25 protein-coding genes are annotated in these 24,786 nt (G+C 61.3%); 8 read left to right on the top strand and 17 right to left on the bottom strand.

Going from position 1 to position 24,786, the window contains the following annotated elements; genetic code table 11:
- Positions 1 to 158 precede the first annotated feature (158 nt).
- Positions 159 to 1,199: a tRNA (adenosine(37)-N6)-threonylcarbamoyltransferase complex transferase subunit TsaD gene (tsaD, locus tag GTP58_RS17870; protein WP_161078584.1), complete on the top strand. Its 1,041-nt coding sequence runs from the start codon at positions 159 to 161 to the stop codon at positions 1,197 to 1,199.
- Here the strand turns inward: tsaD and GTP58_RS17865 are convergent.
- From GTP58_RS17865 to ybaK, 8 genes are all read right to left on the bottom strand, one after another.
- On the bottom strand, positions 1,196 to 1,378 hold the full coding sequence (locus GTP58_RS17865) for a hypothetical protein (protein ID WP_161078583.1): 183 nt from the start codon (positions 1,376 to 1,378) through the stop codon (positions 1,196 to 1,198). The two genes, tsaD and GTP58_RS17865, sit on opposite strands and share 4 nt — an antisense overlap.
- 284 nt (positions 1,379 to 1,662) lie before the next feature.
- Complete coding sequence (locus tag GTP58_RS17860) at positions 1,663 to 2,829, bottom strand: metal-dependent hydrolase (RefSeq protein WP_161078582.1); 1,167 nt, start codon at positions 2,827 to 2,829, stop codon at positions 1,663 to 1,665.
- Complete coding sequence (locus GTP58_RS17855) at positions 2,822 to 3,562, bottom strand: AAA family ATPase (protein WP_161078581.1); 741 nt, start codon at positions 3,560 to 3,562, stop codon at positions 2,822 to 2,824. Before GTP58_RS17855 ends, GTP58_RS17860 begins: the two co-directional genes overlap by 8 nt.
- Positions 3,562 to 3,852, bottom strand: a complete 291-nt coding sequence (locus tag GTP58_RS17850) for a DUF427 domain-containing protein (protein ID WP_072788704.1) — start codon at positions 3,850 to 3,852, stop codon at positions 3,562 to 3,564. The genes GTP58_RS17855 and GTP58_RS17850 overlap by 1 nt, the downstream gene beginning before the upstream one ends.
- Positions 3,853 to 3,862: 10 nt before the next feature.
- A complete protein-coding gene (locus GTP58_RS17845; RefSeq protein WP_161078580.1) occupies positions 3,863 to 4,915 on the bottom strand; it encodes a sensor domain-containing diguanylate cyclase in 1,053 nt (350 codons plus the stop codon).
- 102 nt (positions 4,916 to 5,017) lie between these two features.
- Positions 5,018 to 5,668 (bottom strand): DsbA family oxidoreductase, encoded by a 651-nt coding sequence (locus GTP58_RS17840; RefSeq protein WP_072788699.1) that lies wholly within the window; start codon positions 5,666 to 5,668, stop codon positions 5,018 to 5,020.
- Positions 5,668 to 6,279, bottom strand: a complete 612-nt coding sequence (gene plsY, locus GTP58_RS17835) for a glycerol-3-phosphate 1-O-acyltransferase PlsY (protein ID WP_072788696.1) — start codon at positions 6,277 to 6,279, stop codon at positions 5,668 to 5,670. The genes GTP58_RS17840 and plsY overlap by 1 nt, the downstream gene beginning before the upstream one ends.
- A gap of 67 nt (positions 6,280 to 6,346) precedes the next feature.
- Positions 6,347 to 6,838: a Cys-tRNA(Pro) deacylase gene (gene ybaK, locus GTP58_RS17830; protein ID WP_072788694.1), complete on the bottom strand. Its 492-nt coding sequence runs from the start codon at positions 6,836 to 6,838 to the stop codon at positions 6,347 to 6,349.
- 27 nt (positions 6,839 to 6,865) lie between these two features.
- Between ybaK and GTP58_RS17825 the strand changes: the two genes are divergently transcribed.
- The 3 genes from GTP58_RS17825 (at position 6,866) to GTP58_RS17815 (ending at position 12,345) form a co-directional block, all read left to right on the top strand.
- Positions 6,866 to 7,846 carry an endonuclease/exonuclease/phosphatase family protein gene (locus GTP58_RS17825; protein ID WP_161078579.1) on the top strand — a complete coding sequence of 327 codons (981 nt, stop codon included), beginning with the start codon at positions 6,866 to 6,868 and terminating at the stop codon, positions 7,844 to 7,846.
- A gap of 129 nt (positions 7,847 to 7,975) precedes the next feature.
- Positions 7,976 to 9,205 (top strand): efflux RND transporter periplasmic adaptor subunit, encoded by a 1,230-nt coding sequence (locus GTP58_RS17820; protein WP_161078578.1) that lies wholly within the window; start codon positions 7,976 to 7,978, stop codon positions 9,203 to 9,205.
- A gap of 2 nt (positions 9,206 to 9,207) precedes the next feature.
- Positions 9,208 to 12,345, top strand: a complete 3,138-nt coding sequence (locus GTP58_RS17815) for an efflux RND transporter permease subunit (protein ID WP_161078577.1) — start codon at positions 9,208 to 9,210, stop codon at positions 12,343 to 12,345.
- On the opposite strand, the gene GTP58_RS31110 is transcribed toward GTP58_RS17815, so the two are convergent.
- The 3 genes from GTP58_RS31110 to GTP58_RS17805 are packed head-to-tail and all read right to left on the bottom strand — an operon-like array spanning position 12,342 to position 13,973.
- Complete coding sequence (locus GTP58_RS31110) at positions 12,342 to 12,518, bottom strand: hypothetical protein (protein WP_202413751.1); 177 nt, start codon at positions 12,516 to 12,518, stop codon at positions 12,342 to 12,344. The genes GTP58_RS17815 and GTP58_RS31110 overlap by 4 nt on opposite strands.
- Before the next feature lie 55 nt (positions 12,519 to 12,573).
- Positions 12,574 to 13,476 (bottom strand): site-specific tyrosine recombinase XerD, encoded by a 903-nt coding sequence (gene xerD / locus GTP58_RS17810; protein ID WP_072788685.1) that lies wholly within the window; start codon positions 13,474 to 13,476, stop codon positions 12,574 to 12,576.
- Positions 13,452 to 13,973, bottom strand: a complete 522-nt coding sequence (locus tag GTP58_RS17805) for a methylated-DNA--[protein]-cysteine S-methyltransferase (RefSeq protein WP_161078576.1) — start codon at positions 13,971 to 13,973, stop codon at positions 13,452 to 13,454. Before GTP58_RS17805 ends, xerD begins: the two co-directional genes overlap by 25 nt.
- 575 nt (positions 13,974 to 14,548) lie before the next feature.
- On the opposite strand from GTP58_RS17805, the gene GTP58_RS17800 reads away from it, so the two are divergent.
- The gene (locus GTP58_RS17800) at positions 14,549 to 15,196 is read left to right on the top strand and encodes a TRAP transporter small permease (protein ID WP_208861931.1); all 648 of its coding nucleotides are present in this window, start codon (positions 14,549 to 14,551) and stop codon (positions 15,194 to 15,196) included.
- A 98-nt stretch (positions 15,197 to 15,294) separates the two neighbouring features.
- Positions 15,295 to 16,584, top strand: a complete 1,290-nt coding sequence (locus GTP58_RS17795; protein ID WP_072788889.1) for a TRAP transporter large permease — start codon at positions 15,295 to 15,297, stop codon at positions 16,582 to 16,584.
- A gap of 33 nt (positions 16,585 to 16,617) precedes the next feature.
- Here GTP58_RS17795 and GTP58_RS17790 read toward each other — a convergent pair whose 3' ends face one another.
- Entirely contained in the window at positions 16,618 to 18,387 is a 1,770-nt protein-coding gene (locus tag GTP58_RS17790; protein ID WP_161078575.1) for a hypothetical protein, read from the bottom strand.
- Between the two features lie 93 nt (positions 18,388 to 18,480).
- Complete coding sequence (locus tag GTP58_RS17785) at positions 18,481 to 19,467, bottom strand: TRAP transporter substrate-binding protein (RefSeq protein ID WP_161078574.1); 987 nt, start codon at positions 19,465 to 19,467, stop codon at positions 18,481 to 18,483.
- Between the two features lie 129 nt (positions 19,468 to 19,596).
- Between GTP58_RS17785 and GTP58_RS17780 the strand changes: the two genes are divergently transcribed.
- Both GTP58_RS17780 and GTP58_RS17775 read left to right on the top strand, forming a co-directional pair.
- Positions 19,597 to 21,615 carry a nitrogen regulation protein NR(II) gene (locus GTP58_RS17780; protein WP_161078573.1) on the top strand — a complete coding sequence of 673 codons (2,019 nt, stop codon included), beginning with the start codon at positions 19,597 to 19,599 and terminating at the stop codon, positions 21,613 to 21,615.
- 4 nt (positions 21,616 to 21,619) lie between these two features.
- Positions 21,620 to 22,204, top strand: coding sequence for a response regulator transcription factor (locus GTP58_RS17775; protein WP_072788672.1), 585 nt, complete (start codon positions 21,620 to 21,622; stop codon positions 22,202 to 22,204).
- 6 nt (positions 22,205 to 22,210) lie between these two features.
- On the opposite strand, the gene GTP58_RS17770 is transcribed toward GTP58_RS17775, so the two are convergent.
- Genes GTP58_RS17770 through GTP58_RS17755 form a run of 4 tightly spaced genes read right to left on the bottom strand, consistent with a single transcriptional unit; the run spans position 22,211 to position 24,727 of the window.
- Entirely contained in the window at positions 22,211 to 22,735 is a 525-nt protein-coding gene (locus GTP58_RS17770) for a hypothetical protein (RefSeq protein WP_161078572.1), read from the bottom strand.
- A 57-nt stretch (positions 22,736 to 22,792) separates the two neighbouring features.
- A complete protein-coding gene (locus GTP58_RS17765) occupies positions 22,793 to 23,227 on the bottom strand; it encodes a GNAT family N-acetyltransferase (RefSeq protein ID WP_161078571.1) in 435 nt (144 codons plus the stop codon).
- A 54-nt stretch (positions 23,228 to 23,281) separates the two neighbouring features.
- Positions 23,282 to 23,779, bottom strand: coding sequence for a hypothetical protein (locus GTP58_RS17760; protein WP_161078570.1), 498 nt, complete (start codon positions 23,777 to 23,779; stop codon positions 23,282 to 23,284).
- Between the two features lie 9 nt (positions 23,780 to 23,788).
- Positions 23,789 to 24,727, bottom strand: a complete 939-nt coding sequence (locus tag GTP58_RS17755) for a LysR family transcriptional regulator (RefSeq protein WP_229215624.1) — start codon at positions 24,725 to 24,727, stop codon at positions 23,789 to 23,791.
- Between the last annotated feature and the right edge of the window lie 59 nt (positions 24,728 to 24,786).

The raw sequence follows: 24,786 nt of genomic DNA, 5'->3' as shown, positions 1-24,786 counted from the left end.
TCCCTCCCGCTTTGGTTGAAGCAAAAGCGGTGCCATGAAAATCTGGCCATTTGGCAAAAATCTGCACCCGGCCGGTGCGATGCCGGACTGCCCTGGTGCATGCTTGCACGCGGTTTACATTACAATGGCGGATTCCCCTTTTGATTGCTGCTGCTTCCATGATCGTTCTTGGCGTTGAATCCTCCTGCGACGAAACCGGCCTGGCGTTATACGACACGCAACACGGCCTGCTGTCCCATGCCCTGCATTCGCAGGTGGCCATGCACGAGGAATATGGCGGTGTCGTGCCCGAACTGGCCTCGCGCGACCACATCCGCCGCGCCATCCCGCTGCTGATGCAGACGCTGGAAAAAGCCGGCAAGCAGCCTGAAGACATCGACGCCATCGCCTACACCCAGGGTCCGGGTCTGGCCGGGGCGCTACTGGTCGGCTCGTCGGTCGCCTGCAGCCTGGGACTGTCACTGGACAAGCCCGTGCTGGGCGTGCACCACCTGGAAGGCCACCTGCTATCGCCGCTGCTGGCATCGGAGCCGCCGGAATTCCCGTTCATCGCCCTGCTGGTGTCGGGCGGCCACACCCAGCTCATGCGCGTGGACGGCGTCGGCCAGTACACGCTGCTGGGCGAAACGCTGGACGACGCGGCGGGCGAAGCCTTCGACAAATCAGCCAAACTGCTGGGCCTGGGTTATCCGGGCGGGCCGGCGATTTCCCGTCTGGCCGAGTTTGGCGACCCGGACGCCTACCAGCTGCCGCGCCCGATGAAGCACACCAAAGACTTCAACTTCAGCTTCTCCGGCCTGAAAACCGCCGTGCTGACGGTGGTAAAAAACCACGAAGAAAAAATCATCGCCAACATCTGCGAGCAGGACAAGGCCAACATCGCGCGCGGCTTCGTTGATGCGATCGTGGACGTACTGACCGCCAAATGCGTTTCCGCCCTCAAACACACGGGCCTGAAACGTCTGGTGATTGCGGGGGGCGTGGGCGCCAATGCGCAGCTGCGCGCGTCACTGAACGCGGCGGCAGCCAAGAAAAAGTTCAAGGTCTACTACCCGGAACTGGAATTTTGCACCGACAACGGCGCAATGATCGCCTTCGCTGGCGCCATGCGGTTGATGATCAACCCGGACGCGGCCAAGAAAGACTACTCGTTCAACGTCCGGCCACGCTGGCCGCTCGACGAGTTGCGGGTGATTTAACCCTGCGCGAACGCCATGCCGGCCAGCACAGCCAGGCCAACCAGCGGGATCAGATACTTGACCTTACCCTTGCCCAGGCTGATGCCACGGGCGGCAATGCGCTCGCTGCGCAGACGGTGTTCATCTGCCGGCGATTCATGTATCACGGTTTTATTATCTTTTTCAGTTACGGTATTCATAACAGCCTCCATGTAATCGATCATGTTCCTTTCTGGAGGGCAATGCAATTGTTGTGCCAACCAAACAGGCGGAAACTCGCCTATACAGCTTGATTCTAGGCGCTTTTGTGGCGAAGTAGCCACACGATACAACGCCCGAAGCACTGTTTCCGTGCACACACGCACCGTATCTTGATTTCACCGCATTGACAGCCATCCGGGGTCAGGTCCGTCATTTCTACACGGTCTCTACCGTAGCGGCGCTACGGTAGAGACCGTGTAGAAATGACGGACCTGACCCCGTTTTAAAAGAGGTCGGCGCGGGGGTAGTCCCATGCCGGGACGCCTTGCGGGCAGGAGGACGCCTGGGTGACCGGCATGGTGGTGAAGTTGCCGCGCGGGGTGGTGGAGAAGCGATAGTCGGACAGCTCGCCATTGGCCAGCAACGGGATGCGGCCAAAACGCAGCCAGGCATCGGCCCGGCAGTTGCTGGCTTTCAGTGTCCGCAGCTCCTGCAGGCTGCCACTGAAGCTGATGCTGTCGGATTGCACCGCCAGCGTTGCCGGACAAACCACACCGGCCAGGCTGGTGACGCCGCCCTGCACGCTGTAGCGCTGGCCGTCGCTTGCGATGCTGGCATAGCGCCAGCACAGGGGCTGCGACGGGAACGCTGTCATGGCGATGTCGATGACGCGTGCATGCGGGTCCCTGGCTTCCAGGGCGGCAGTCAGCTGCGCGCGCGCCTGCTGCGATGCGACGCCTTGCACCGCGATGAACGCCAGGCTGATGCCCAGCGCCAGCAGCAGACCTCCACGTCCCTGCGGACCGGCACGCCATTGCGCGTACCCGCACAACAGCGCGATCAGCAGCAATACCGCCAGCGAGATCCATCCGAGATAGCCGCGCATGACAAAGAACAGCAGCGCCGCCAGCAGGCCCGCCAGTCCTGCGACGCGCAAGGTACGCCAGCGCATGATGAGCGCCATCGGCACGCCGATCGCCATCCAGAACAGGGGCTCGACGATGAAGACCATGTCGCCATAGAACCAGCGCCCACTCATCGGATACCACGGATGCACGCCGTAGGAGTTGGTGTAGTCCATCGCCAGATGCAGCACGAAGCCGATGCCGACGCTGAGCGCGAATCCCAGCCGCGCGCTGCGGCTGGTGCGCAGCAAGGCGCGCCCGCCCGGCCAGCATAGCCACAGGAGGAACGCCAGCAGCAAGGCCTGCGGCACCGCCCACGCCACCGTGTGCGTATGACCGCGATGGTTCAGCAGATAGCCCAGCGGCGCAGGCAGCAGCTTGGTCAGGAATAAATCAAGATCGGGGAAGTTGCTGGCCAGCGCGCAGGACACCAGCAGCAGGCGATGCCGCACGCGTTGTGAAAGGGAGTCTGCTTCCGCCGGCAGGCTACGGTGAACCAGTTCGCCAACGCCAAATCCAATGATGCTATGTGTAAGGTTATCCATCCGGGTCCAGCAGCTGCTCCAGCCGCTTTGGGTAATGATTGAGAAAGTCGCGCGTGATGGCGTAGTGTTCGGTGTCTTCGTACGCCATTTCGCTGATGCCGGTACCGTCGAACAGCAGGATCTTCGCGTTCGGATACGCCAGCAAAATCGGCGAGTGGGTGGCGATGATGAATTGCGAATCCTGCTGCACCAGTTGATGGATCACGCGCAGCGCCGCCAGCTGGCGGTTCGGCGACAGCGCCGCCTCCGGCTCGTCCAGCAGGTACAGGCCATGTCCACGAAAGGTATTCAGCAGCACTGACATGAACGCTTCGCCATGCGAGCGCGCATGCAGCGAGTCGGACCGCGACGCATCGCGCCCATAGAGTTCGTCCATGCGCGTGGCAACGTTGTGGAAGCTCTCGGCGCGGAAAAAGTAGCGGTCGCGCGGGGTCTTGAAGCTTTTGGACAGGCGTAGCGATTCGAACAACGGCGCCCGCTCGCGCGCCGTATTCAGGTTGCTGATATTGCGGCTGCCGCCGTCAATGCTGAAGCCCAATGCCAGCGCGATCGCTTCCAGCAGCGTCGATTTGCCGGCGCCGTTTTCGCCGATGAAGAAGGTCACATCCGCGTGAAAGTCCAGCGATGACAGTTCGCGCACCGCCGGCACGCGGTACGGATGGCGCTCCCAGTCCACGTCGTCGCCAAACAGCGCCGTAATCCTTTGCAGATACGGCTTGGCCAGCAATCCCACTAGCGCTGCACCTCAACGCCGCGCCAGAAGGCGATATGGTCCTTGATCTGCGCGGCCTTCTCGGACGGCTCCGGGTAGTACCACGCCGCGTTCTCGTTGACCTTGCCGTTGACGTTGAGCGTGTAGTAGCTGGCCAGGCCTTTCCATGGACAGCGCGAGGTATGGCTGCTCGGCTGCAGGTATTCCCGCTTGACGCTGGACGGCGGGAAGTAGACATTGTTTTCAACGATTTCAACTTGGTCGTCGTTCGCCTGGGCGATGACGACGCCATTCCAGCTGGCGGTAGGCATACCTGTCTCCTTAGTCCGATCCGCACGCGACGCGGTTGCGGCCACCGTGTTTGGCGCGGTACAACGCGGCATCGGCCTGCTTGAACAGGCTCTCCACGTCATCAATTTCCATGTGATTGAATGATCCCACACCCAGGCTGGCCGTGACGTGCAATTGACGCGCCCCCAGCGGATGCACCAGCGCCTCGATCTTCAGACGCAGCGATTCGGCGAACTTGCACGCGCCCTCCACGGGCGTATTCGGCAGCAGCACGCACAGCTCTTCGCCGCCGTAGCGGCTGGGAACGTCGATCACGCGCACGTTCTCGCGCACCAGGCGGCCGACAGCGGCCAGCACCTGGTCGCCCACCGCGTGACCATATTCGTCATTGATCTTTTTGAAATGATCGAGATCGATCATGACCGCCGACAGCGGCGAGCGGAAACGGCGCGCGCGCGCCACTTCAAATTTCACGCGCTGCAGCAGCGAGCGACGGTTGTGCAGGCCGGTCAGCTCGTCGGTGGTGGCCAGCATTTCCAGCTCGCGCACCGTGGCTTCCAGCGTGCGCTCGTTGGCGCGCAGTTCGATCAGCGCCATCACCTGGCGTGCCAGCTTGACCAGCATGGCGCGCTTGTCGTCGCTGAGGCGGCCCGGCTGCGTGTCCAGCACGCACAGCGTGCCGATGGCGTGGCCGTCCGACGATTTCAGCGCCACGCTGCTGTACATCCGCATATGCGGGGCGTTGACCGTCAACGCCATGCCGGCCGTACGGTAGTCCTGCGTCAGGTCGGGGATTTCCGTGGCGGCATCGCCCAGCACGGCCAGCGAGCAGTAGCTCTCGCCGCGCGGCAGTTCGCCCATCTGCATGCCGGAACAGGATTTGATCCACACCCGGTCCGCGTCCACCAGCGAGATGAAGGCATACGGCACTTCGCAGACCTTGGTGGCCAGCTCGGTGAGGAAGCTGAAATCTTCGCAGGCGGGGGTATCGAGGATGTGATAGCGGTGCAGTGCAGCCAGCCGGAACAGGTCAGCCTGGGGACGCGTGGGGACCAGCGTATGTACGTTTTCTGCAGCCAGCATGGGCCTCCCTGAGTAGTGACGACGTTCTTATCTTTTTACCCAGTGAGTTTATAGCAAAACAAGAGCGACAGGAGCAAACCCTGTCGCCCGGAAGTCACTTTTTTATGTCGACTTGGCCATGATTTCGCGCAGCGCTTTTTCAAACACGGCAGCCGGCTGGCCGCCGGAAATCAGGTGACGTTCGTTGATGATCACGGCCGGCACCGAGTTGATGCCGTGGCGGTGGAAGAACTCCTCGGCCTCGCGCACGTCCGCGCCATATTCGCCGGAATGCAGCACCTGGCGCGCGGCTTCCTTGTCCAGCCCCACTTCGCCGGCCACGTAGATCAGCACTTCGTGCGCGCTCGGGTCCAGGCCCTGCGTGAAGTAGGCCTTGAACAGCGCCTGCTTGAGTTCCTTCTGCTTGCCTTGCAGGCCAGCCCAGTGCAGCAGGCGGTGGGCGTCGAAGGTATTGTAAATCCGGCTACGTTTACCCATGGCGAAATCGAAGCCGACTTCGGCGCCGCGCGCACGTATCATCTCGCGCGCCTGTTCCTGCTGCTCCGCCGTCGAGCCGTATTTCTCGGTCAGGTGTTCGCCGATGTCCTGCCCTTCGGGCGGCATCTTGGCGTTCAGTTCGAACGGCTGGAAGTGAATCTGGACCTCGGCTTCATCGCCAATGGCGGCCAGCGCCTTGTCCAGCGAGTTCAAGCCAATCGCGCACCACGGGCACGAGACGTCCGAGACAAAGTCAATCTTGACAGGAGTGGCCATTATTTTCCTTTCGATTTGCTGCCGATGCGGCTCTCCTTACCTGCGATCAGGTTGGAGATGTTTTTGCTATGACGGAATACCAACAGCGCGCTCATGGCAAACACGGCAAACAGCTGGGCATCCACGCCAAACAATAATCCATAATAGAACGGCGCAAAGATCGCCGCCACCAGGGCTGCCAGCGACGAATAACGGAATGCAAACGCCACCGCCAGCCAGGTCACCAAGGTGGCTACGCCAAGCCAGATATCAAGCCCCAGCAGTACACCAGCCGCGGTCGCCACGCCCTTGCCGCCGACAAAGCGGAAAAACACCGGCCACAGGTGGCCCAGGAACACGGCAATTGCCACCAGGGCAATGGTCGCATCGCCAATATTCAGCTGCGACTGGAAATGGATGGCCAGCCAGACTGCAAACCAGCCTTTGACGGCGTCGCCGAGCAAGGTGGCAATCGCCGCGCCCTTGTTACCACTGCGCAACACGTTGGTGGCGCCCGGGTTTTTCGAGCCGTAGGTACGGGGATCGGCCAGGCCGAACAACTTGCTGCTGACAACGGCAAACGAGATCGAACCGATCAGGTAAGCGGCCACGGTCATCCAAACTGTATTCATCTTTTCCTCAAAATCTTGTTATCGCCATAAAAGTAAAAGGCAGCCAACGAATATACACTGCCGCGCCTTACTCGGCCAGAGCGCAGTGCACCGGCCTGGCGTTGAGCAGTTCGGTCAGCACCTGCGGCTTGATGCCCACCAAATAGCCGCGCCTTCCGCCATTGATATAAATCGTTTCCAGCGCAAGGATGCTATCCTCTACATAAACCGGCATGGTCTTTTTGGTGCCGAACGGCGATGTCCCGCCGATCAGGTAGCCGCTGTGGCGCGATGCGACCTCCGGCTTGCATGGTTCGACGGACTTGCAGCCGATGTTGCGGGCGAGATTCTTGGTCGAGACCTTGCAATCGCCATGCATCAGCACAATTAAAGGCTTGGCCGCGTCGTCCTGCATCACCAGGGTCTTGACCACGTGATGCTCGTCGACGCCCAGTTCGCGCGATGACACACCGGTGCCACCGTGCTCCTCGTAGTCATACGGGTGCTCGGAGAATGCCACCTTGTGCTTGCGCAGCATCTGGGTGGCCGGGGTTTCGGAAATATGCTCTTTTTTCGCCATGGTGAGATCGGGGAGGAGTTGTCCATTATGCAGCAGGAAATTCGCTTTGCCACTTTCAATGTTTGCAATCTTTCCCAGCCTGGGGCGAAATTGTACGACAATCTGACGCCGCTGACCGAGGCCGAATACAAAGCGAAAGTCGCGTGGACCGCGCAACAGCTGGACCAGCTTGATGCCGATGTGATCGGCCTGCAGGAAATTTTCTCGCTGGCGGCGCTGCGCGACGTCATGGCGCACAGCACGCGCTACCGCGACGCCACGCTGGCCGGCTTTGAACCGCCACCCGATCCGCTGACCGGCGCACCGCGCCTGACGCCGGAGGTGGCGCTGATCTCGCGCCTGCCGCTGGCGGGGCCGGCCCAGGCCTACATCATGTTCCCCGAGGGTGTCGCCCTGCCCGACGGCAGCCGCGACGCCGACCGCTTCGCGCGCGCGCCGCTGCATGCGCAAGTGGTGCTGCCGGATGAACGGATGGTGGACGTCATCGTGGTCCACCTCAAATCCAAGCGGCCCGATTACCGCAACGGCGACCTGGGCAACGATCCCATGGTGCATGCCCAGGCCAACCTGCGCTCGCTGATACGGCGCGGCACTGAAGCGGTGGCGCTGCGCGCCCTCATCAGTGCCATGGACCAGCAGCAGCGCCGCCCGCGCGTGGTGCTGGGCGACTTCAACGACACGGTCGATGCGGTCACCACCACCATCGTCATGGGCGCGGGCACCACCTGCGAGCCGGGCGACGCGCTGCACGGCCAGCTGTTCGACAGCCGCCAGCTGCAGGCGGGCCGCGAAAGCCACCGCGACGGCGGCTACACCATCGCTCATGAAGGCCGCTACGCCACCATCGACCATGTACTGGTGTCGGAAGAATTCCATCCAGCCTCGCGCCACGCCATGGGCGAAGTGCTGGAAGTGAGCTACCTCAACCAACATTTGATGCAAGAAAAACCAGAAGCGTCCGACCATGGCCAGGTGCTGGTCCGGTTGCGTCTGTACGACAGGCACTGAATCACTGCCATCCGCGTTTTCTGCATTTCAGGCGTGCTTTTGCACCGCTTATCGCATTCTTCTGGCTGTCGCACTTGGAAACTCCTAAAGTGACACCATGCGCAAACCACCTCAGGCCAGAAGAACGATATGAAACTAGAAACCTTGCCCCCAATCTCACAACCCACTGTGCGCAGCAAACGCTGGCGCCTGCCACTGGCGGCGTTGGTCGTGGTGGCCATCGCTGGCGGCGGCTGGACCGTGTTGCACAACCAGCAAGCTGCGGCGCCCGCCGCCGCGCCTGCCGCAGCGGCCAAGGCAAAGAAAGACATATTTGAATTGTCGACCGGCGATATCGCCGCCGTCGCCTCACGGTCATTGGCGGTCAGCTTGCCCTTATCCGGCTCGCTGGCGCCCCTGAGTTCAGCCACCATCAAGTCCAAGGTGTCGGGCGTGGTGGAAGCCACCACGCTGCAGGAAGGCATGGCCGTCACGGCCGGCCAGGTACTGGCCCGCATCGACCAGGCCGACCTGCGCGCGCGCCTGCAACAGCAGCAGGCCATGCTGGACGAGGCGCAAGCCAAGCTGGCCCTGGCCACCAAGAACGAAACCAACAGCCAGGCCCTGCTCAAGCAAAAATACATTTCGCAAAACGCCTTCGACTCGACCCAGAACACGGTCGATCTGGCGCGCGCCGCCGTCAAGTCGGCCGCGGCGATGGTGGACATCGCCCGCATTGCGCTCAACGATGGCGTCATCAAGGCGCCCATCAGTGGCGTCATCAGCAAACGCCATGTGCAGGCCGGCGAAAAGCTGGCGCTGGACATGCCGGTGTACAGCATCGTCAACCTGTCCGAGCTGATCCTGGAAGCACAGATCCCCGCCTCGGAAATCCCGCGCATCAAGGTCGGCCAGGACGTCAAGTTCCATGTGGACGGCTTTGCCCAGCGCGACTTCCACGGCAGCGTGGCACGCATCAATCCGGCGACAGAAGCCGGCTCGCGCCACATGCTGGTCTACATCGCCGTCAAGAACGACGACAGCGCGCTGCGCGCCGGCATGTTCGCCAAGGGCAGCATCGTCACCGACCGTTCCAGCGTTGCGCCTATCGTGCCGCTGGCCGCCGTGCGTGGCGACAAGGACAAGCCGATGGTCTACAAAGTCGAACAGGGCAAGCTGCTCGCACAGCCCGTCAAACTGGGCCTGCGCAATGACGACGAAGGCTATGCCGAAGTGGTGGAAGGCCTGGACGCCGGCGCCAACGTCATCGTCTCGCGCCTGGACAGCCTGAAACCCGGCACCGCCGTCAAACTGCCGGCCGGCGTGCATGACGCGCCCGCCGCCAAGCAGGCCCAATCGGCAGAGCCGGCGAAAGGCTGATTATGTGGATCACTAAAGTCAGCCTGCGCAATCCTGTGTTTGCCACCATGGTGATGGTGGCGCTGATGGTGCTGGGCCTGTTCTCGTACAAGGGACTGGGCCTGGAAGCCATGCCCAATATCGACATCCCCGGCGCCGGTATCGAGGTGCAGTATCCGGGCGCTTCGCCGGAGGCGGTGGAAAACGACATCACGCGGCCGATCGAGGAAGCGGTCAACTCCGTCAGCGGCATCAAGACGCTGCGCTCCAATTCGTGGGAAGGCCGTTCCGGCGTCTACATCGAATTCGAGCTGACCACCAATATGGACCGCGCCATGCAGGACCTGCGCGACAAGGTAGCCCAGGTGCGGCCTCGCTTCCCGCGTGAAGCCAAGGACCCGTTCATCATCCGCTTCGAGGGCGAGAATGCGCGGCCGATGGCGCAAATCGGCATCACCGCCGACAACACCTCGATCCGCGACCTGTCCACCATGGCCGACCAGCTCATCGCCAAGCGCTTCCAGGGCGTGGCCGGGGTGGGCCAGGTACGCATCAACGGCATGACCTCGCGCCAGATCCTGATCCAGCTGCGTCCCAACGATCTGAACGCGCAGGCGGTCGGCGTCGATGAAGTCATGAACGCCATCCAGAACACCAACGCCAACCTGCCGGCCGGCTTCATCGCCCTGGGCGCCAGCGAGCGTCTGGTGCGCGTGGAAGGCAAGATGAAAGACCCGCGCGACTTCAACAAGATCATCGTCGCACGCCGCGCCAACGGCCCGGTCTATCTGGAACAGGTGGCGACGGTGGTGGATGGCGCGCAGGAAGAGCTGTCGATCTCGCGCATCAACGGCCAGCGCGCCGTGACGCTGGACATCATCAAGATGCAGGACGCCAACGTGGTGGAAGTGGGCAAGCGCATCCAGAAGGCTGCGGCCGATCTGGGCAAAACGCTGCCGGCCGACATCCACGTCAAGGTGCTCAACGACGAATCGCTGCGCGTGCAAAGCCAGCTCGATAACGTCAAGGAAACCATCATCGAAGGCGCGGTGCTGACCATGGTCATCGTGTTCTTCTTCCTGCACTCGTGGCGCTCGACCATCATCACCGGCCTGACGCTGCCGATCGCCGTGATGGCCAGCTTCATCGCCATGAAAGCCTTTGGCTACACGCTCAACTTCATGACGCTGATGGCGCTGTCGCTGTGTATCGGCCTGCTGATTGACGATGCCATCGTGGTGCGCGAAAACATCGTGCGCCACCTCGGCATGGGCAAGAACCACTTCAAGGCGGCCGAAGACGGCACCAATGAAATCGGCCTGGCCGTGATGGCCACCACCTTTGCGATTGTCGCCGTGTTCGTGCCGGTGGCCTTCATGCAGGGCATCATCGGCCGCTTCTTCCTGCAGTTTGGCGTGACGGTGGCGGTGGCGGTGCTGGTCTCGCTGTTCGTCAGCTTTACGCTGGATCCGATGCTGTCCTCGGTGTGGCCGGACCCGGTCAAGAACCGCTTCAAATACGTGCCGTGGCTGGGCAGCTTTATGCACTGGCTGGAAGGCGGCGTCGACTGGCTGCACAAGGTCTACGGCCGTGTGCTGGACTTCGCGCTGCGCTGGAAAAAACTGACGCTGATCTCCGCCTTCGCCCTGTTCGGCGGCAGCATCCTGCTGGTGCCGATGATCGGCGGCGAGATGATGCCAGACCAGGACGTCGGCCAGATCAACCTGCTCATGAAAACCCCGGTCGGCTCCAGCCTGGAATACAGCGACAACAAGGTACGCCAGGTGGAAGCGGCGCTCAAGGAGTTCCCGGAAATCGATACCGTGGTGGCGGTGGTCGGCACCTACGATGGCCGCAACACCTCGCAGCTCATCATGAAACTGCAGGACCGCAAAGTGCACGCGCGCCGCTCGCAGAAAGACATGGAAACCGCGATCCGCGCGCGCCTGGGCAAGATCGCCGGCATTACGCTGACGGTGGGCTTCAAACCGATCTTCATTGCGATCCTGGGCACGGATGAGGGCAAGCTGGACGACGTCGCCCACCGCCTCATGGACAAGATGCGCAAGATTAAAGGCATCGCCGATCTGGAATACAGCCAGGAAGGCGCCAACCCGTCGACCAACATCAAGATCAACAACGAGCTGGCCAGCGACCTGGGGCTGACCACGCAGCAGATCGGCGCCGCCCTGCGGCCCTTCGTGGCGGGCGATACCACCTCGCACTTCCTGGCGTCGGATGGCCAGAACTATGACGTCAACGTGCAGCTGCCGAAATCCGGCCGCCAGAAAGTGGCCGACCTGGCCGACCTGTCGCTGGCCTCCAGCAAGCTGGGAGCGGATGGCCGTCCGCTCATGGTGCCGCTGCGCCAGGTGGTGGAATTCGTTCCAGCCTTCAGCCCGCAGGTGCTGAAACGCCAGGCGCTGCAACGCCGCGTGGCGGTGTATGCCGGTGTCGAAGGCCGTCCAGGCGGCGACGTCGACAGCGATGTGAAGAAAGCCATGAAGGAAATCGAGCTGCCGCCCGGCGTGCGTTTCGACGTCGGCGGCAATGCGCAGGACATGGAAGAAAGCATGGGCTCGGCGATGGTCGCGCTGGGCATCGCAGTCATCTTCATCTACCTGGTGCTGGCCTCGCAGTTCGGCAGCTTCCTGCAGCCGGTGGCCATCATGATGTCGCTGCCGCTGTCGCTGATCGGTGTGCTGGTGGCGCTGCTGGTGACGGGCAGCACGCTCAACATCTTCTCGGTGATCGGCTTCATTATGCTGATGGGTCTGGTGACCAAGAACGCGATCCTGCTGGTGGACTTCACCAATCACGCGCAGAAGGAAGGCCTGAATCAGCACGACGCCATCATGCGCGCCGGCCAGGTGCGTCTGCGGCCTATCCTGATGACCACGCTGGCGATGGTGTTCGGCATGCTGCCGATGGCGATTGGTCTGGGCGACGGCGGCGAAACGCAAGCGCCGATGGGCCGCGCGGTGATCGGTGGTGTGCTGACCTCGACCCTGCTGACGCTGGTCGTGGTGCCGGTGGCCTACACCTATCTGGATAACCTGGGCAAACGCTGCGCGCGCTTCTTCAAGGGCAACCACGAAGACGAGCACGAAGCCGAATCAGCCCTGCACGAAGTCAAAAAACCCGCCGCCGAAGTGGCTTAATCGTCGGCGGCTTCCAGCCCGGAGGGTTCGCCCTCCGCGACATCGGCCTCGCTCTCCTCGGCGAGGTCGGGATTGTTTTTCAGGTCGGCCTTGCGTCGGGCTTTTTCTTCCTGCTTACGTTTCTTTTCCAATTCACGCTGCCGCTTCTCGTACGCGAAATTCGTCTTGGCCATTTGCCACCTCTTTAAAAGGGTTGCACTGCGTAGTCATCATTATGAACCAAGTTTTCTAGCCGCGAGGATGATGTTGCGCATGCAAATGCTTCAGGCGCTCGCGCGCCACGTGGGTATAAATCTGCGTCGTTGAAATATCGGAATGACCTAATAGCAATTGCACAACACGCAAATCGGCGCCATGGTTCAGCAAATGCGTGGCAAACGCGTGGCGCAGGGTGTGCGGCGACAGCGGCGCTGTGATGCCTGCTTTTAAAGCATGTTTTTTAATCAAGACCCAGAACATCTGCCGCGTCATGGCCGAGCCGCGGCCCGTGACGAACAGCGCATCGTCCTGCTGGCCGTTGAGGATGATGCCACGCGCCTCCTTCAGATAGCGCGCAATCCACACCCGCGCCTGCTGGCCGAACGGCACCAGCCGCGTCTTGGCGCCCTTGCCGGTCACGCGCAACACGCCGTCATTCATGCTCAGCTCCAGCAGCTTGAGGTCGACCAGCTCGGACACGCGCAGACCGCTCGCATACATCAGTTCCAGCATGGTGCGGTCGCGCAGACCCAGCGGCGTGGCGACGTCGGGCGCCGCCAGCAGCGCCTCCACCTGCGCCTCGCTCAGCGTATGCACAAAGCGCTGCGGCTGCTTGGCCGACACCAGTTTCAGGCTGGGATCGTCATGAATGCGCCGCTGCCGCAGCAGCATCTGGTAAAAACGCTTGATCACCGACAGCCGCCGGTTGGACGAGGTCGCCTTGCCCTGCGCATGGCGCGCGGCGATATAGCTTTCGATATCGTGCGCTGCCACGGCCAGCAGGCCGGCCACGTCCGGCCGCTTCTTCTCCAGCCAGGTGGCAAACAGGCGCATGTCGCGCCGGTAGGCTTCCAGCGTGTTCTTGGACAGCCCGTCCTCCAGCCACAGGCCGTCGCAGAACTCGTCGATCAGAGCAAGGTTGTCTGCTGCCATGCGTATTCGCTCGATCCTTCATGCGCCAGCAGCCAGCGCTTGATGCCCAGCAGGTAGCCATTCGGGTCATCGCTATTGGAAAAGCCGCCTAGGCCCGTGGACGACGTCACCCGGTGGCAAGGCACCACCACCGGGAACCAGTTGGCGCCACACGCCTGCCCTACCGCGCGCGGCGCCGAGCCCAGGTGCCGGGCCAGCTCGCCATAGGTGCGCGTGCTGCCGCGTGGGATCGAACACAGCGCATCCCACACCTTCTGCTGGAATTCCGTGCCGACGCGCTTGAGCGGCAGCGTGAACTGGTAATCCGCATCCGCGCAATACTGCTCGACCTGATAGGCGGCCAGTTCGGCCACCGCGTCCTGCGGCGCCTTTGCATCAAAATGGGGCGGCAGATAACTTATCTCGACAATCACCCCATGCGCCGTGCGGATGCCCAGTTTCCCGAAGGGCAAGGCCACGACAGCGGAAAACAGCTCACTACCCTGTTGTATTTTCATCACAGTTGCATGCACCGAAAAAGTACTTCACTGATAACCTAGTTGCTTACATGCACCATTATGTTGCATACCCGCTACAGCCAAAAAACCACATCGCCTGGCATTGTAAATCGCCGGGGCAAAAAAAAACGCACCCTTCGGTGCGTTTTCAAATCCTGCTTCACGTTCCCGGTCGCTTGCCTGTCCCCGTAGCACACTTGTGGCGGCCTTCAGGGCTCATAACAGCGACATTCTGTAAAACGTGTGTCTCCTCGATATCTTGTCGGTATTAATTACCGTTTCTCTACACACTCCCCACTTACAATTCTTTGCTACCGGGCCGCATATCGTTATGCACGTATCCCCAAGAGCGACGCCATCATAACGTATCCCTTAAGCTTTTTCTCAACTTTTTTAAGTCGGCCACAGCTGAGTATTTTAGATATAAACAAATCGACGCAAATGAAAAAAGTTGTGGTATGCCCGTGCTCGCACCTTAGTAGTACCCCTCATTGCCACATTTCCAACTCGCAGATAATTTATTACCATGCTGGATTTTCCCAGCGCCAATAAAAACCTAGAGACACGATATGTTCATCAAAATACTCGATCATCTGGAAGAGTGGATCATCACCTTCCTGATGGGAGGAGCCACTCTCATCATTTTCCTTTCCGTCGTCCACCGCTACGGCACCGGCATGCCGATACCTGGCGTGCAGGACTTCCTGCTGTCGCTGCACTTTGAATGGGCGCAGGAACTGGCCATCATCATGTTCGTCTGGATGGCCAAGTTCGGCGCGGCCTACGGCGTGCGCAAAGGCGTCCACGTCGGCGTCGACGTGCTGGTCAACCGCATGCCGCCCGAATGGCGCCGCTTCACCGTGCTGCTGGCCCTGGTCTGCGGCATGCTGTTCACCGGCATCATCGGCACGCTGGGCCTGACCTTCGTCTGGGAAAACGGCATGCACCACGCGGTCTACACCCTGCTCGGCCGCGACACCAGCGACGTGCCGGAAGGCCCGACCACGCCCGACCTCGAATGGCCAACCTGGCTGGTGTACTCCGCCGTGCCCTGGGCCTCCTACCTGATGTGCTTCCGCTTCATGCAGGTCAGCTGGACCTTCCTGCGCCACGGCGAACTGCCGCGCCATGACGAATCCCACGTCGACGGCCTGAGCGACGACGACCATGACGAATTGTTCGCCGCCGCCCCGTCCCAGCCAGCCCACGGAGGTGCACGATGAGCGGCGCCGCAGCCATGCAGGGCGTCCAGCCCTGGACCAAAAAGAAAGCCGGCACCATCCTGGCCATCCTGGCCGGCATCCTGCTCGGCGTGTGCATCATGGGCGGCAAGGTCGGCATCGTGTTTGCGCTGCTGATCCTGCTGATGCTGACCGGTATTCCCGTCTCCATCGCGCTCGGCCTGACGGTGCTGATGTTCATGTACCTGCTGACCGAAGTGCCGATCGAGGCGGTGGCGCTCAAGCTGTTCACCGGCATCGAGAAGTTCGAGATCATGGCCATTCCGCTGTTCATCCTGGCCGGTAACTTCCTGACCCACGGCGGCGTCGCCAAACGCATGATCGCCTTTGCCACCAGCCTGATCGGCCACTGGCACGGCGGCCTGGCACTGGCCGGCATCATTGCCTGCGCCATGTTTGCGCTGGTGTGCGGCTCGTCGGTGGCAACCGTGGTGGCGATTGGCTCCATCATCCTGCCCGCCATGATCAAGCAGGGCTATCCCAAGCACTTTGGTGCGGGCGTGATTATTACCGCCGGCTCGCTGGGCATCCTGATGCTGCCATCGATCCCGAAAGTGATTTACGCGATTTCCACCAACACCTCGATCGGCGCGCTGTTCCTGGCCGGCCTGTTCCCGGGCATTCTGCTGACCGTGATGTTGTGCGGCACCACCTGGGTGCTGGCCAAGAAAAATGGCTACCCACGCATGCACAAGGCCAGCTGGACGCAGCGCTGGACCGCGTTCCGCAAGAGCGTGTGGGGCCTGATGCTGGTGGTGATTATCATTGGCGGTATCACCAAAGGCATCTTCACCCCGACCGAAGCGGCGGCCATGAGCGCCGTCTACGCGTTCGTGATTTCGGTGTTCGTCTACCGCGACATGCCGCTGTCGAAAACGCCGGAAGTGCTGAAGAAATCGGCGGCGCTGTCGGCCATGCTGCTGTACATCATCACCAATGCCGTGCTGTTCTCGTTCCTGATGGCGCACGAAAACATCCCGCAGGCGATGGCGGACTGGATCCTGAACAAGGATCTGGGCCAGGCCGGCTTCCTGTTCTTCACCAACATCCTGCTGCTGTTGGCCGGTAACGTGATGGAGCCGTCGTCCATCATCCTGGTGATGGCGCCGATCCTGCACCCGGCGGCAATCCGCCTGGGCATCGACGCCGTCCACTTCGGCATCATGATCGATGCGAACATGGAAGTGGGCCTGTGCCACCCGCCGGTGGGCCTGAACCTGTATGTCGCCAGCGGCATCTCGAAAATGAGCATCTCCGAGCTGACCGTGGCGGTGATGCCATGGCTGCTGACGATGCTGGTGTTCCTGGTGATCGTGACCTACTGGCCAGGGCTGTCGCTGTGGCTGCCCAAAGCGATGGGCTTGATGTAATCCAGACCAACCCCGCCGCCTGGCGGGGTTGGTTTATTGGGGCCAGCGCCCCGGTGCGCGCGCCTTGATTTTATTGGCCACCTTGGCCAGGTCGTCATAGTTGCCGGTCCACGTGGTGTACATGAAACCGTCCACACCGCTAACGTTCTGCGTCTGCGCATCGTCCAGCGCCTTTAGCCACTCATCTACTTTGTTCAGCGAAGGATCGTCGTAGTAGACCGCGATCATCTGCTTGAAGGCCTTATCGCTAAAGAACTTCAACGACGTCGTGCGCCCGGCTACCGTGGTGTCGGTCCAGTTCATGATGACAGTCGATGGCTTCAAGCCTTCCCACGAACCGGCGAGATCCCCATTGACGGCGTAGTACGGGTTGGTGGCGTTGCCGTTGGGGTCAAACATATCGTGCCAGATGTACAGTTCCAGATTCGGATAGGCGCTGGTCAAGGTGTTCTGCAGCGTGTAGATCTGGTTGGACAAGTAGGCGCCAGCCGTCTGCTGCGCGCACGCGGGATCCCAGTTCAGCACCCGCATCTCGTCGTAATACAGGAAGTATTTCGTTGGCCGCTTGAATAAGGCGCTGATCTTGTCAAACAAGGCTTTCTGCTGATCGAAGAAGTAGCTGCCGCACGACGTCGCAGCCGTGCCATAGCGCGCCGTCAGGTTCATGGCGGACTGGTAGTACGATACCTTGAGCTGCTGATTCGGCTGGATGCGGCTGCCACCAGGAATACCCAGCGCTTCGGGCTTGATCACATAGTCGGCGTTTTCGGTGTAGACCGTATTGCCATCCGCCGACGTCACCTTCACCGGCAGTGAAGCGCGGCGGATGGTGTGGGCCAGGCCGATTTCGCGGATGTCCAGATCATCAATCCACGCTTTACCGCCTGCGGTGCCATTGGCCCACGTTCCCATATACAACCGCACTGTCGAGTAATTCGCCGTGTTGAAATCAAGATCGTAGCGCGTCCAGTCCTGCGTTTTGGCGATCAGGTTGGGGTTGTCATTCCAGTTGCCGTTGGCGGCCGTGCCCCAGCCGAAACCCGCGCCGGCAGTACGGTTGACGTAAATGGGCGATTTCACCAGCGGATCATAAATCTGGATGCGCAGCGGCGAACTATAGTTATCCGTTTTAACCCAGAACGACATGCGGTACGACGTATGCGGCCGCAAGCCGTCAAAGCGGCGCATCAGCCGCGCCAGATTGTTACCGCTGGAGGTTGCATTCTCAACGAACTTCATCGAGTTCAAGCCGCTGTGTGCCACCGTGTTGTCGTAATCGACAGAAGCGGTATCCCTGCCCCACAGGACATCGTGGTTTTCGAAGCTGCTATCGGTCACGATCGACGTGCCCACCGCTTTGGCCGCGCCGCCATTCGCCACAAACGGCAGATCCTGTACCGGCAAAGCCTCAATCTGCGACGGGTCGAGGAAGGCCGGCACTTCCGGACCGCCGCCCACCGGGATCAGCTCAATGCCGGCTTCCTGCGCCTTTTGCACCACCGACTGGTAGTTGGTGTAGAAGTTGGGATACGGCCCGGCGCTGGTAAGCATGGTGGCAAAGATGCCGCTGCCGCCGGAATCGAGCGCAATGCCGTTATAGCCATTCAGCTTGGCAGCCTCGATCACCTTGAGCACTTTGACGTAGTCTGGATTGTCGGTCAGCGCCTTGCCGCTCAAATTGACGGGCACATACACCCAGCGTTTGCTGAAACAATTGACACTGCAGGAAGTGGACTGCGCACTGGCAGCCTGAGAGAAGACGAGTCCCAGCGCGACGGCCAGGACGGAGGAAATTTTCCGCATACTGCAACTCCTTCGGGTTGAGATGGAGTTGCAATATTAGCACTTATAAAATAAATAATACGCCAGGCAGAACCTGGCGTACCGCAGCCTGGCTTACTTGGCGGCTTCCTTGTTGATCGCCGAAATCAGGTCCTTGCCGATACGGCTTTCCATCTGCTGCTGCACCGGCAGCAGGGCCTTGCGCCAGTCCGCCTGCTCTTTCACGCTGAGCGTGTAGATTTCGGTCTTGCCGGCTTTTTTGATCGCATCCAGCGCCATATCATTGTCACGCTGGGCGATGGCTTTCTCGAAGGTAGTTGCCTCTTTCATGGCCTTGTCCAGCGCCACGCGGATATCGGCCGGCAGGCCGTCCCAGAACTTCTTGTTGACGATCACCGCATAGCCCAGATAGCCGTGATTGGACACCGTCACATACTTCTGCACTTCATGCATCTTCTGGGTGTACATATTCGATGGCGGATTCTCGGTGCCGTCCACCACGCCGGTCTGCAGCGCCTGGTACACCTCGGAGAAGGCCAGCACCTGCGGGTTGGCGCCCAGTGCACGCATCTGCGCGTCCAGCACTTTGGACGACTGGATACGCATTTTCAGGCCTTTGAAATCGGCTGGTGCACGCAGCGGCTTGTTGGCCGACATCACCTTGAAGCCGTTATCCCAGAACGCCAGGCCGGTAATGCCTTTTGGTTCCAGCTTTTTCAGCAGCGACTTGCCGATTTCGCCTTCGGTCACGTTATACAGCGCGGTCTTCGACGGGAAGATGTAAGGCAGGTCGAACGCTTCAAACTCTTTCACGCCCAGCGGGCCGAATTTGGCCAGCGATGGCGCCAGCATCTGTACCGCGCCCAGTTGCAGCGCTTCCAGTTCTTCCTTGTCCTTGTACAGCTGGCTGTTCGGATACACCTCGACCTTCACGCGGCCATTGGTTGCCTTTTCGGCCAGCTGTTTGAAACGCTCTGCGGCCTGGCCTTTTGGCGTGTCGGTTGCCACCACGTGGCTGAATTTGATGACGATAGGCGCTTGAGCGTACGCATTGAAGCTCAAGGCGGCGCTCAGGACGAGCAGAACGGATTTCAGTTTCATGAAGTCTCCTGACGGGTTTAAAGTTACACTATTGTTCTATTGTGAACGATTCTTATGAATTGCCGCAACACTGACAAGTGTGGATAACCACAATGGCTGCATCATCCTGACGCGCTACGCTGACCGCCCATGACCTCTGCCCATTCTACCGCGCCTGTTTCACGTCGCCGTCCCTACCCCAGCACCTCGCTGCGCTGGCTGCTGCCCATCGTGCTGGTGTTGTTTTTCCTGGCCATCCTGATCTGGCTGCCCTGGCAGGCACGCCAGATGGAGAGCAACGAGCGCCAGGAGCAGCTGATTGCCGATACCCTGTGGGTCGAGCAAACCATCCGCTTCCAGCTGGGACGTGACGAGGAGAGCCTGCGCAGCCTGGGCGTGGAAATCAGCACCGGCCATTTGTCGCCCGCCCTGCTGCATGAGCGCATGGCGCGCCTGCTCAAAAACGGCCATGAACTGCTGCGCGTGGTGTGGCTCAGGCCGGACGGCCAGCTGGCCGGCAGCAGCGATCCGCTGGCGACGCCGGTCGAACTATCGCCGTCCTCCAAAGCCACCGCCGACATCACGCGCAAAACCCGCCGGCCCATGTACACCCAGCCGGAAGCGCAGACGCCAAACCAGTCGGCGGCGCCAGCGGCCGTGCTGATGGACTATCACGTACCGCTGTTCCGGGGCGACGAGTATCTGGGCTCGCTGGTGGCCACCTATCAGACCTCGGCGCTGCTCGATGAAATGGTGCCGTGGTGGTTCGCGCAGGACAACCAGGTCTCGCTGGTGGACCGCGACGATAAAGTGCTGGCACGCCGCGCGGCCGCCGGCCCGGGCCATGGCGTCTATACGCACAAGCGCGCGCTGGATCTGCCGGGCGCCTCGGTCACGCTGGTGACGGACAGCGTCAAGAGCGAGCCGCAGCTGCTGCCCAACCTGCTGGTCGGTTCGGTGATCGTGCTGTCGCTGGGATTGTTATGGAGCCTGCTGGCCCTGTGGGGCCATATCTCGCGGCGCCTGGCCGCAGAAGGCGCGCTGCGCCAGCAGATGTCGTTCCGCACGGCGATGGAAAACTCGCTGGTCACCGGCCTGCGCGCGCGCGACCTGGAAGGCCGCATCACCTATGTGAATCCGGCGTTCTGCCAGATCGTCGGCTATCCGGCCGAGGAAATCGTCGGCAAGCTGCCGCCCATGCCCTACTGGGCGCCGGAGGCGATGACGGAATATGAAGCGCGCTTTGCGTCTGTCCTGGCGGGCAAGGTGACGCCGCAGTTTGAAACCATCTTCCAGCGCCCCAACGGCGAGCGCGTACCGGTACTGGTGTTTGAAGCGCCGCTGGTGGACAACCACGGCAAGCAGACCGGATGGATGGGCTCCATCCTCGACATTTCCGACCGCAAGCGCATTGAAGAACTGAACCGCCAGCAGCAGGAAAAGCTGCAGGCGTCGGCACGCCTGGCCACAATGGGCGAAATCGCCTCGATGCTGGCGCACGAGCTTAATCAGCCACTGGCCGCGATTTCCAGCTACACCACCGGCGCGCTGAATGTACTGGACCGTGGCGGCGAGGTGGATTGCACGATCCTGAAACCGGCGCTGGAACAGGCCAGCGCCCAGGCGCAGCGCGCGGGCCAGATCATCCGCAGCGTGCACGAATTTGTGAAGAAGCGCGAACCGCTGCGGCAGGAAGTCGCCATCCCCTCGCTGCTGGACGGCATACGCGCACTGATCGAGCTGCAGGCCCGCCAGAGCTACGTTGCGTTCCGTACGGAGCTGTCGGACGATCTGCCGCCCGTGCGCGCGGACCGGGTGATGATCGAGCAGGTGCTGCTCAACCTGACCCGCAACGCCATCGAAGCCATGCAGCACGTGCCGCCAGCGCAGCGCGTACTGCGCGTGGTGGCGGAATATGACAAGGACAGCGGCCAAGTCAGCGTGGCGGTGATCGACCAGGGCCACGGGATTCCGGAAGAAGTGGCGCAGCGCCTGTTCTCGCCGTTCTTCTCCACCAAGGCCGAAGGCATGGGCATGGGACTCAATATCTGCCGGACTGCGATAGAATTCCACGGCGGCGCACTGTCCTTCCGCGCCAACCCGCAGGGCGGGACCATATTTACGTTCGTGCTGCCAGCCGTGCTGGCGGTAACGGAACAGGAGACATAAAAGAATGCTGCATATTGTCGATGATGAAGCGGTCGTACGCGACGCGCTGAGCTGGCTGGCCACGTCGCGGGCAATCCCGGCACGCGCCTATGAATCGGGCTTACAGTTTCTGGCGCAGATCGGCAGTGAGTTCGACGTCAACGGCGACTGCGTGCTGCTTGACGTGCGCATGCCCGACATGAACGGCGTTGCCGTGTTCGACCAGCTACTCACGCGCGGCCTGGTGCAGCGCATGCCTGTCATCTTCCTGACCGGCCATGGCGATGTGCCGATGGCAGTGGATACGCTGAAACGCGGCGCCTTCGACTTCTTCGAGAAACCCTTCAACGACAACCAGCTCATGGACCGCGTGCAGGAAGCGCTGGCCAACTCGCGCCGAGCCAGCGAGAGCGCCGCCGTCCACGCGCGCCTGGCAACGCTGTCGGTGCGCGAGCGTGAAGTGCTGGATCTGATCCTGGCCGGCAAAATGAACAAGGTCGTCGCCGACCAGCTCGGCATCAGCATGCGGACGGTGGAAGTCCATCGCGCCCACATCTTCGACAAGATGCAGGTCAAAACCGCCGTCGAACTGGCCGGCCTGCTGAAATAGGCGTCATCACCTCTCGCAACCGTCCGCGATGCGTGTCAGGCGAGCCCTGGCCATATCGATGCCAAGGGCGGCTTTGCGCAGCCGGCCATGACGCCGTAAATGATCGAACGCCGCCCGTGTGTCATACATCAGTTGGTAATGGTAGTAGTTAATCTGTTCCAGCAAGGCGCCTAGCAACAGGCCGACGGTCCATCGCAAATCAGTGTCCGACAGCGGCGGCCACTCCGGCAAAAACAGGAGCACCAGCAGACCGCCGGCGAGCATGAGGTTGGACCATTTAAAACTGCGGAAGACCTGAGAAAAATACGCAGGCAGCGCTGCCTGCCCCGTAATCGACCGCAGCTTGAGATGCCAATACAGCGTCCCTTGTACGAGGATATACACCAGCAAGCTCAGCGCTGCGGCGCGCATTCCCCAGGCAATCTCGCCACCTTCGCCCCACCACTTCCATACAATAACTGCTGGCAGAGCCACTGCGGCCAAGGCCTCGCGGCTGCGCAGGTAGCGGAGACGATTCGTCAATGTTTGCATGGGAAGTAAGCTCCAATCAGCATGTCTGGAAAGGCGATGCAGCCACTGGTCCGGTCGTCAGGCGACCAGCACGTAAAAGGCATCGTTACCCTCAACCCGTTCCCTCGCCCATCCCTGCAAGGCGTAGAACTGGTCAGCCCGGGTTCCTGTTCCGGTACTCAGGCGGATGCAGCTGTTGCCCTGATCGAAGAGCCAGCGCGTTGCCAGGTTCAGCAATTGTTTTGCCAGTCCTTTGCCTTCGTGGTCTGGCGATATAAACAGCGCCCAGATCGACGAGTCTGTTTTATCCGCGTACGAAAAACCGACGATCTCACCACCGATCTCAGCAACCCAGCCTCGGCCGAGAGCATCAAGATAATCCAGGTACATTTGCCGCGTTATCCTGGCGGGGTTGGACAGCACATTCTCGCGGACGGCAAGCCGGATTGTGGACATTGCAGGGATGTCGTCAGCATTGGCCTGCCGATACGTCACGATTTCTGTCATGGTCATGTGTCGTTTCAAGGTTTCGTTGTTGGCAAACGCCGGCAATCGTGCCAGGCCCGCTCAATATTCCACATCATAATCGCAATGCGCAGCCGGATTGGGAGCAGTGACGCACCCGGCTGCTTGTGACGGCATGAGCAGTTCGGGCGGAACTGGACAGAGATCAGGCGAGCCCTTCATCAACACGCCACGCGCATAGACGCATTGAGAAATATCCCGCAGGGCCGGATCAGCAGACCAGCGGCGTAGCGGGTCGCCGTTGAGCACCTCCACCAGCCAGGCAAGCCGCGGCGGCTGGCTGGCAGTAGTCCAGAACACGGCCTGGCAACCGGAGTAGTGTGCATCAATGTCTTTTGCCCGTGGCCAGACCTGCACCAGATAGCCATGTCCGCTTTCCTCCCCCGCACCGGCTGGCGGCATCAACAGTTCGCAGTTCTTTCCTGCTGGCTTGCCGGTGCCCTGTGCCAGCCGGGCTTCTTCGGTACTGCCAGCGGTAGCGTTCACGGCATACCAGCACAGCATGGCAATGAAGAGTAGTGACGGGGTTCGTAATCTCATGGTGTCTCTCTAGCTGACATGGTTGAATGACGCGACGACATCAACCAGTTGTTGCCGTACCCACACATGGGCCGGGTCCCGGTGGACGCGTTCGTGCCAGATCATCGCCGGCGACAGGGGCGCAAGCTGTAGCGGCACCTCCAGCAATGCAAGCGGAAGCTGCTGCGCAAGCAGCCGCGCCAGGCGGCCTGGCAAGGTGAGGATCATGTCACTGTCCGCCACCAGCATCGCCGCCGCAAGGAAGTGCGGCACGCGCACAGCGACATGGCGCGTGCGTCCCTGCGCCGACAGCGCGACATCGACCGCACTCTCGCCGACGCCGGAAATGGTCACGGCGACATGACGCAAGCCCACATAACGCTCCAGCCCCAGTCCGCCCGCCACACAGGCATGGCCGGACCTGACCACACAGACCAGGTCATCGTCGTATAAGCCACGGCGATGGAGGCTGCCGGGCAGGGTGTTGAAAATCCCCAGCGCCAGGTCTGCGCCGCCCTGCTCGATCAGCCGCACATTGTCGCCGGCAGGTTGCGCGATATGAAGGCTCAGCGCCGGCGCCTGGTGCTCGAAGCGGGCGATCAAACCGGCAAGCACCGTCAGGCTCAGGTGGTCATGCGCGGCAATCGTGAAACGCCCCGTTGCCGCGGCGGGATCGAACACCGCCGGCGAAACGATGCCGCGTACATCCTCCAGCAATCTGGTCACCGGCCCGGCCAGCATCTCGCCGCGCGGCGTCAGTTCCAGACCAAGCTTGCCGCGAACCAGCAGGCGATCTCCCAGCATCGCGCGCAACCGCCCCAATGCGCGGCTGGCGGCCGGCTGGCTCAGGCCCAGGCGCAACCCCGCCTGGGTGACGCTGCGTTCCCGAACCAGGGCCTCAAACAGTTTCAACAGATTGAGGTCGAGGTTAGATAAATCCACTGGGTGCATGTTGACTATGACTTTCATGCCATTGGTGTATATCCGACAATCATGCACCATTCAGTTTCATCTGAATAGGAGATTTT

Origin of the sequence: Duganella sp. CY15W (assembly GCF_009857555.1) — a bacterium.
GTDB lineage: Bacteria > Pseudomonadota > Gammaproteobacteria > Burkholderiales > Burkholderiaceae_D > Rugamonas > Rugamonas sacchari.
The sequence above is the reverse complement of the archived record's forward strand: the minus strand, read 5'-3'. Positions and strand labels throughout refer to the sequence as shown.

Bases quoted from the DNA above. Each gene is read 5' to 3' on its own strand.
- plsY (WP_072788696.1), bottom strand. From the start codon at position 6,279: ATGAATACAGTTTGGATGACCGTGGCCGCTTACCTGATCGGTTCGATC.
- GTP58_RS17815 (WP_161078577.1), top strand. From the start codon at position 9,208: ATGTGGATCACTAAAGTCAGCCTGCGCAATCCTGTGTTTGCCACCATG.
- GTP58_RS17790 (WP_161078575.1), bottom strand. From the start codon at position 18,387: ATGCGGAAAATTTCCTCCGTCCTGGCCGTCGCGCTGGGACTCGTCTTC.
- xerD (WP_072788685.1), bottom strand. From the start codon at position 13,476: ATGGCAGCAGACAACCTTGCTCTGATCGACGAGTTCTGCGACGGCCTG.
- tsaD (WP_161078584.1), top strand. From the start codon at position 159: ATGATCGTTCTTGGCGTTGAATCCTCCTGCGACGAAACCGGCCTGGCG.
- GTP58_RS17825 (WP_161078579.1), top strand. From the start codon at position 6,866: ATGCAGCAGGAAATTCGCTTTGCCACTTTCAATGTTTGCAATCTTTCC.
- GTP58_RS17775 (WP_072788672.1), top strand. From the start codon at position 21,620: ATGCTGCATATTGTCGATGATGAAGCGGTCGTACGCGACGCGCTGAGC.
- GTP58_RS17795 (WP_072788889.1), top strand. From the start codon at position 15,295: ATGGGCGGCAAGGTCGGCATCGTGTTTGCGCTGCTGATCCTGCTGATG.
- GTP58_RS17850 (WP_072788704.1), bottom strand. From the start codon at position 3,852: ATGCCTACCGCCAGCTGGAATGGCGTCGTCATCGCCCAGGCGAACGAC.
- GTP58_RS17840 (WP_072788699.1), bottom strand. From the start codon at position 5,668: ATGGCCACTCCTGTCAAGATTGACTTTGTCTCGGACGTCTCGTGCCCG.
- GTP58_RS17755 (WP_229215624.1), bottom strand. From the start codon at position 24,727: ATGAAAGTCATAGTCAACATGCACCCAGTGGATTTATCTAACCTCGAC.
- GTP58_RS17860 (WP_161078582.1), bottom strand. From the start codon at position 2,829: ATGGATAACCTTACACATAGCATCATTGGATTTGGCGTTGGCGAACTG.
- GTP58_RS17865 (WP_161078583.1), bottom strand. From the start codon at position 1,378: ATGAATACCGTAACTGAAAAAGATAATAAAACCGTGATACATGAATCG.
- GTP58_RS17845 (WP_161078580.1), bottom strand. From the start codon at position 4,915: ATGCTGGCTGCAGAAAACGTACATACGCTGGTCCCCACGCGTCCCCAG.
- GTP58_RS31110 (WP_202413751.1), bottom strand. From the start codon at position 12,518: ATGGCCAAGACGAATTTCGCGTACGAGAAGCGGCAGCGTGAATTGGAA.
- GTP58_RS17780 (WP_161078573.1), top strand. From the start codon at position 19,597: ATGACCTCTGCCCATTCTACCGCGCCTGTTTCACGTCGCCGTCCCTAC.
- GTP58_RS17785 (WP_161078574.1), bottom strand. From the start codon at position 19,467: ATGAAACTGAAATCCGTTCTGCTCGTCCTGAGCGCCGCCTTGAGCTTC.
- GTP58_RS17765 (WP_161078571.1), bottom strand. From the start codon at position 23,227: ATGACCATGACAGAAATCGTGACGTATCGGCAGGCCAATGCTGACGAC.
- ybaK (WP_072788694.1), bottom strand. From the start codon at position 6,838: ATGGCGAAAAAAGAGCATATTTCCGAAACCCCGGCCACCCAGATGCTG.
- GTP58_RS17770 (WP_161078572.1), bottom strand. From the start codon at position 22,735: ATGCAAACATTGACGAATCGTCTCCGCTACCTGCGCAGCCGCGAGGCC.
- GTP58_RS17760 (WP_161078570.1), bottom strand. From the start codon at position 23,779: ATGAGATTACGAACCCCGTCACTACTCTTCATTGCCATGCTGTGCTGG.
- GTP58_RS17820 (WP_161078578.1), top strand. From the start codon at position 7,976: ATGAAACTAGAAACCTTGCCCCCAATCTCACAACCCACTGTGCGCAGC.
- GTP58_RS17805 (WP_161078576.1), bottom strand. From the start codon at position 13,973: ATGAAAATACAACAGGGTAGTGAGCTGTTTTCCGCTGTCGTGGCCTTG.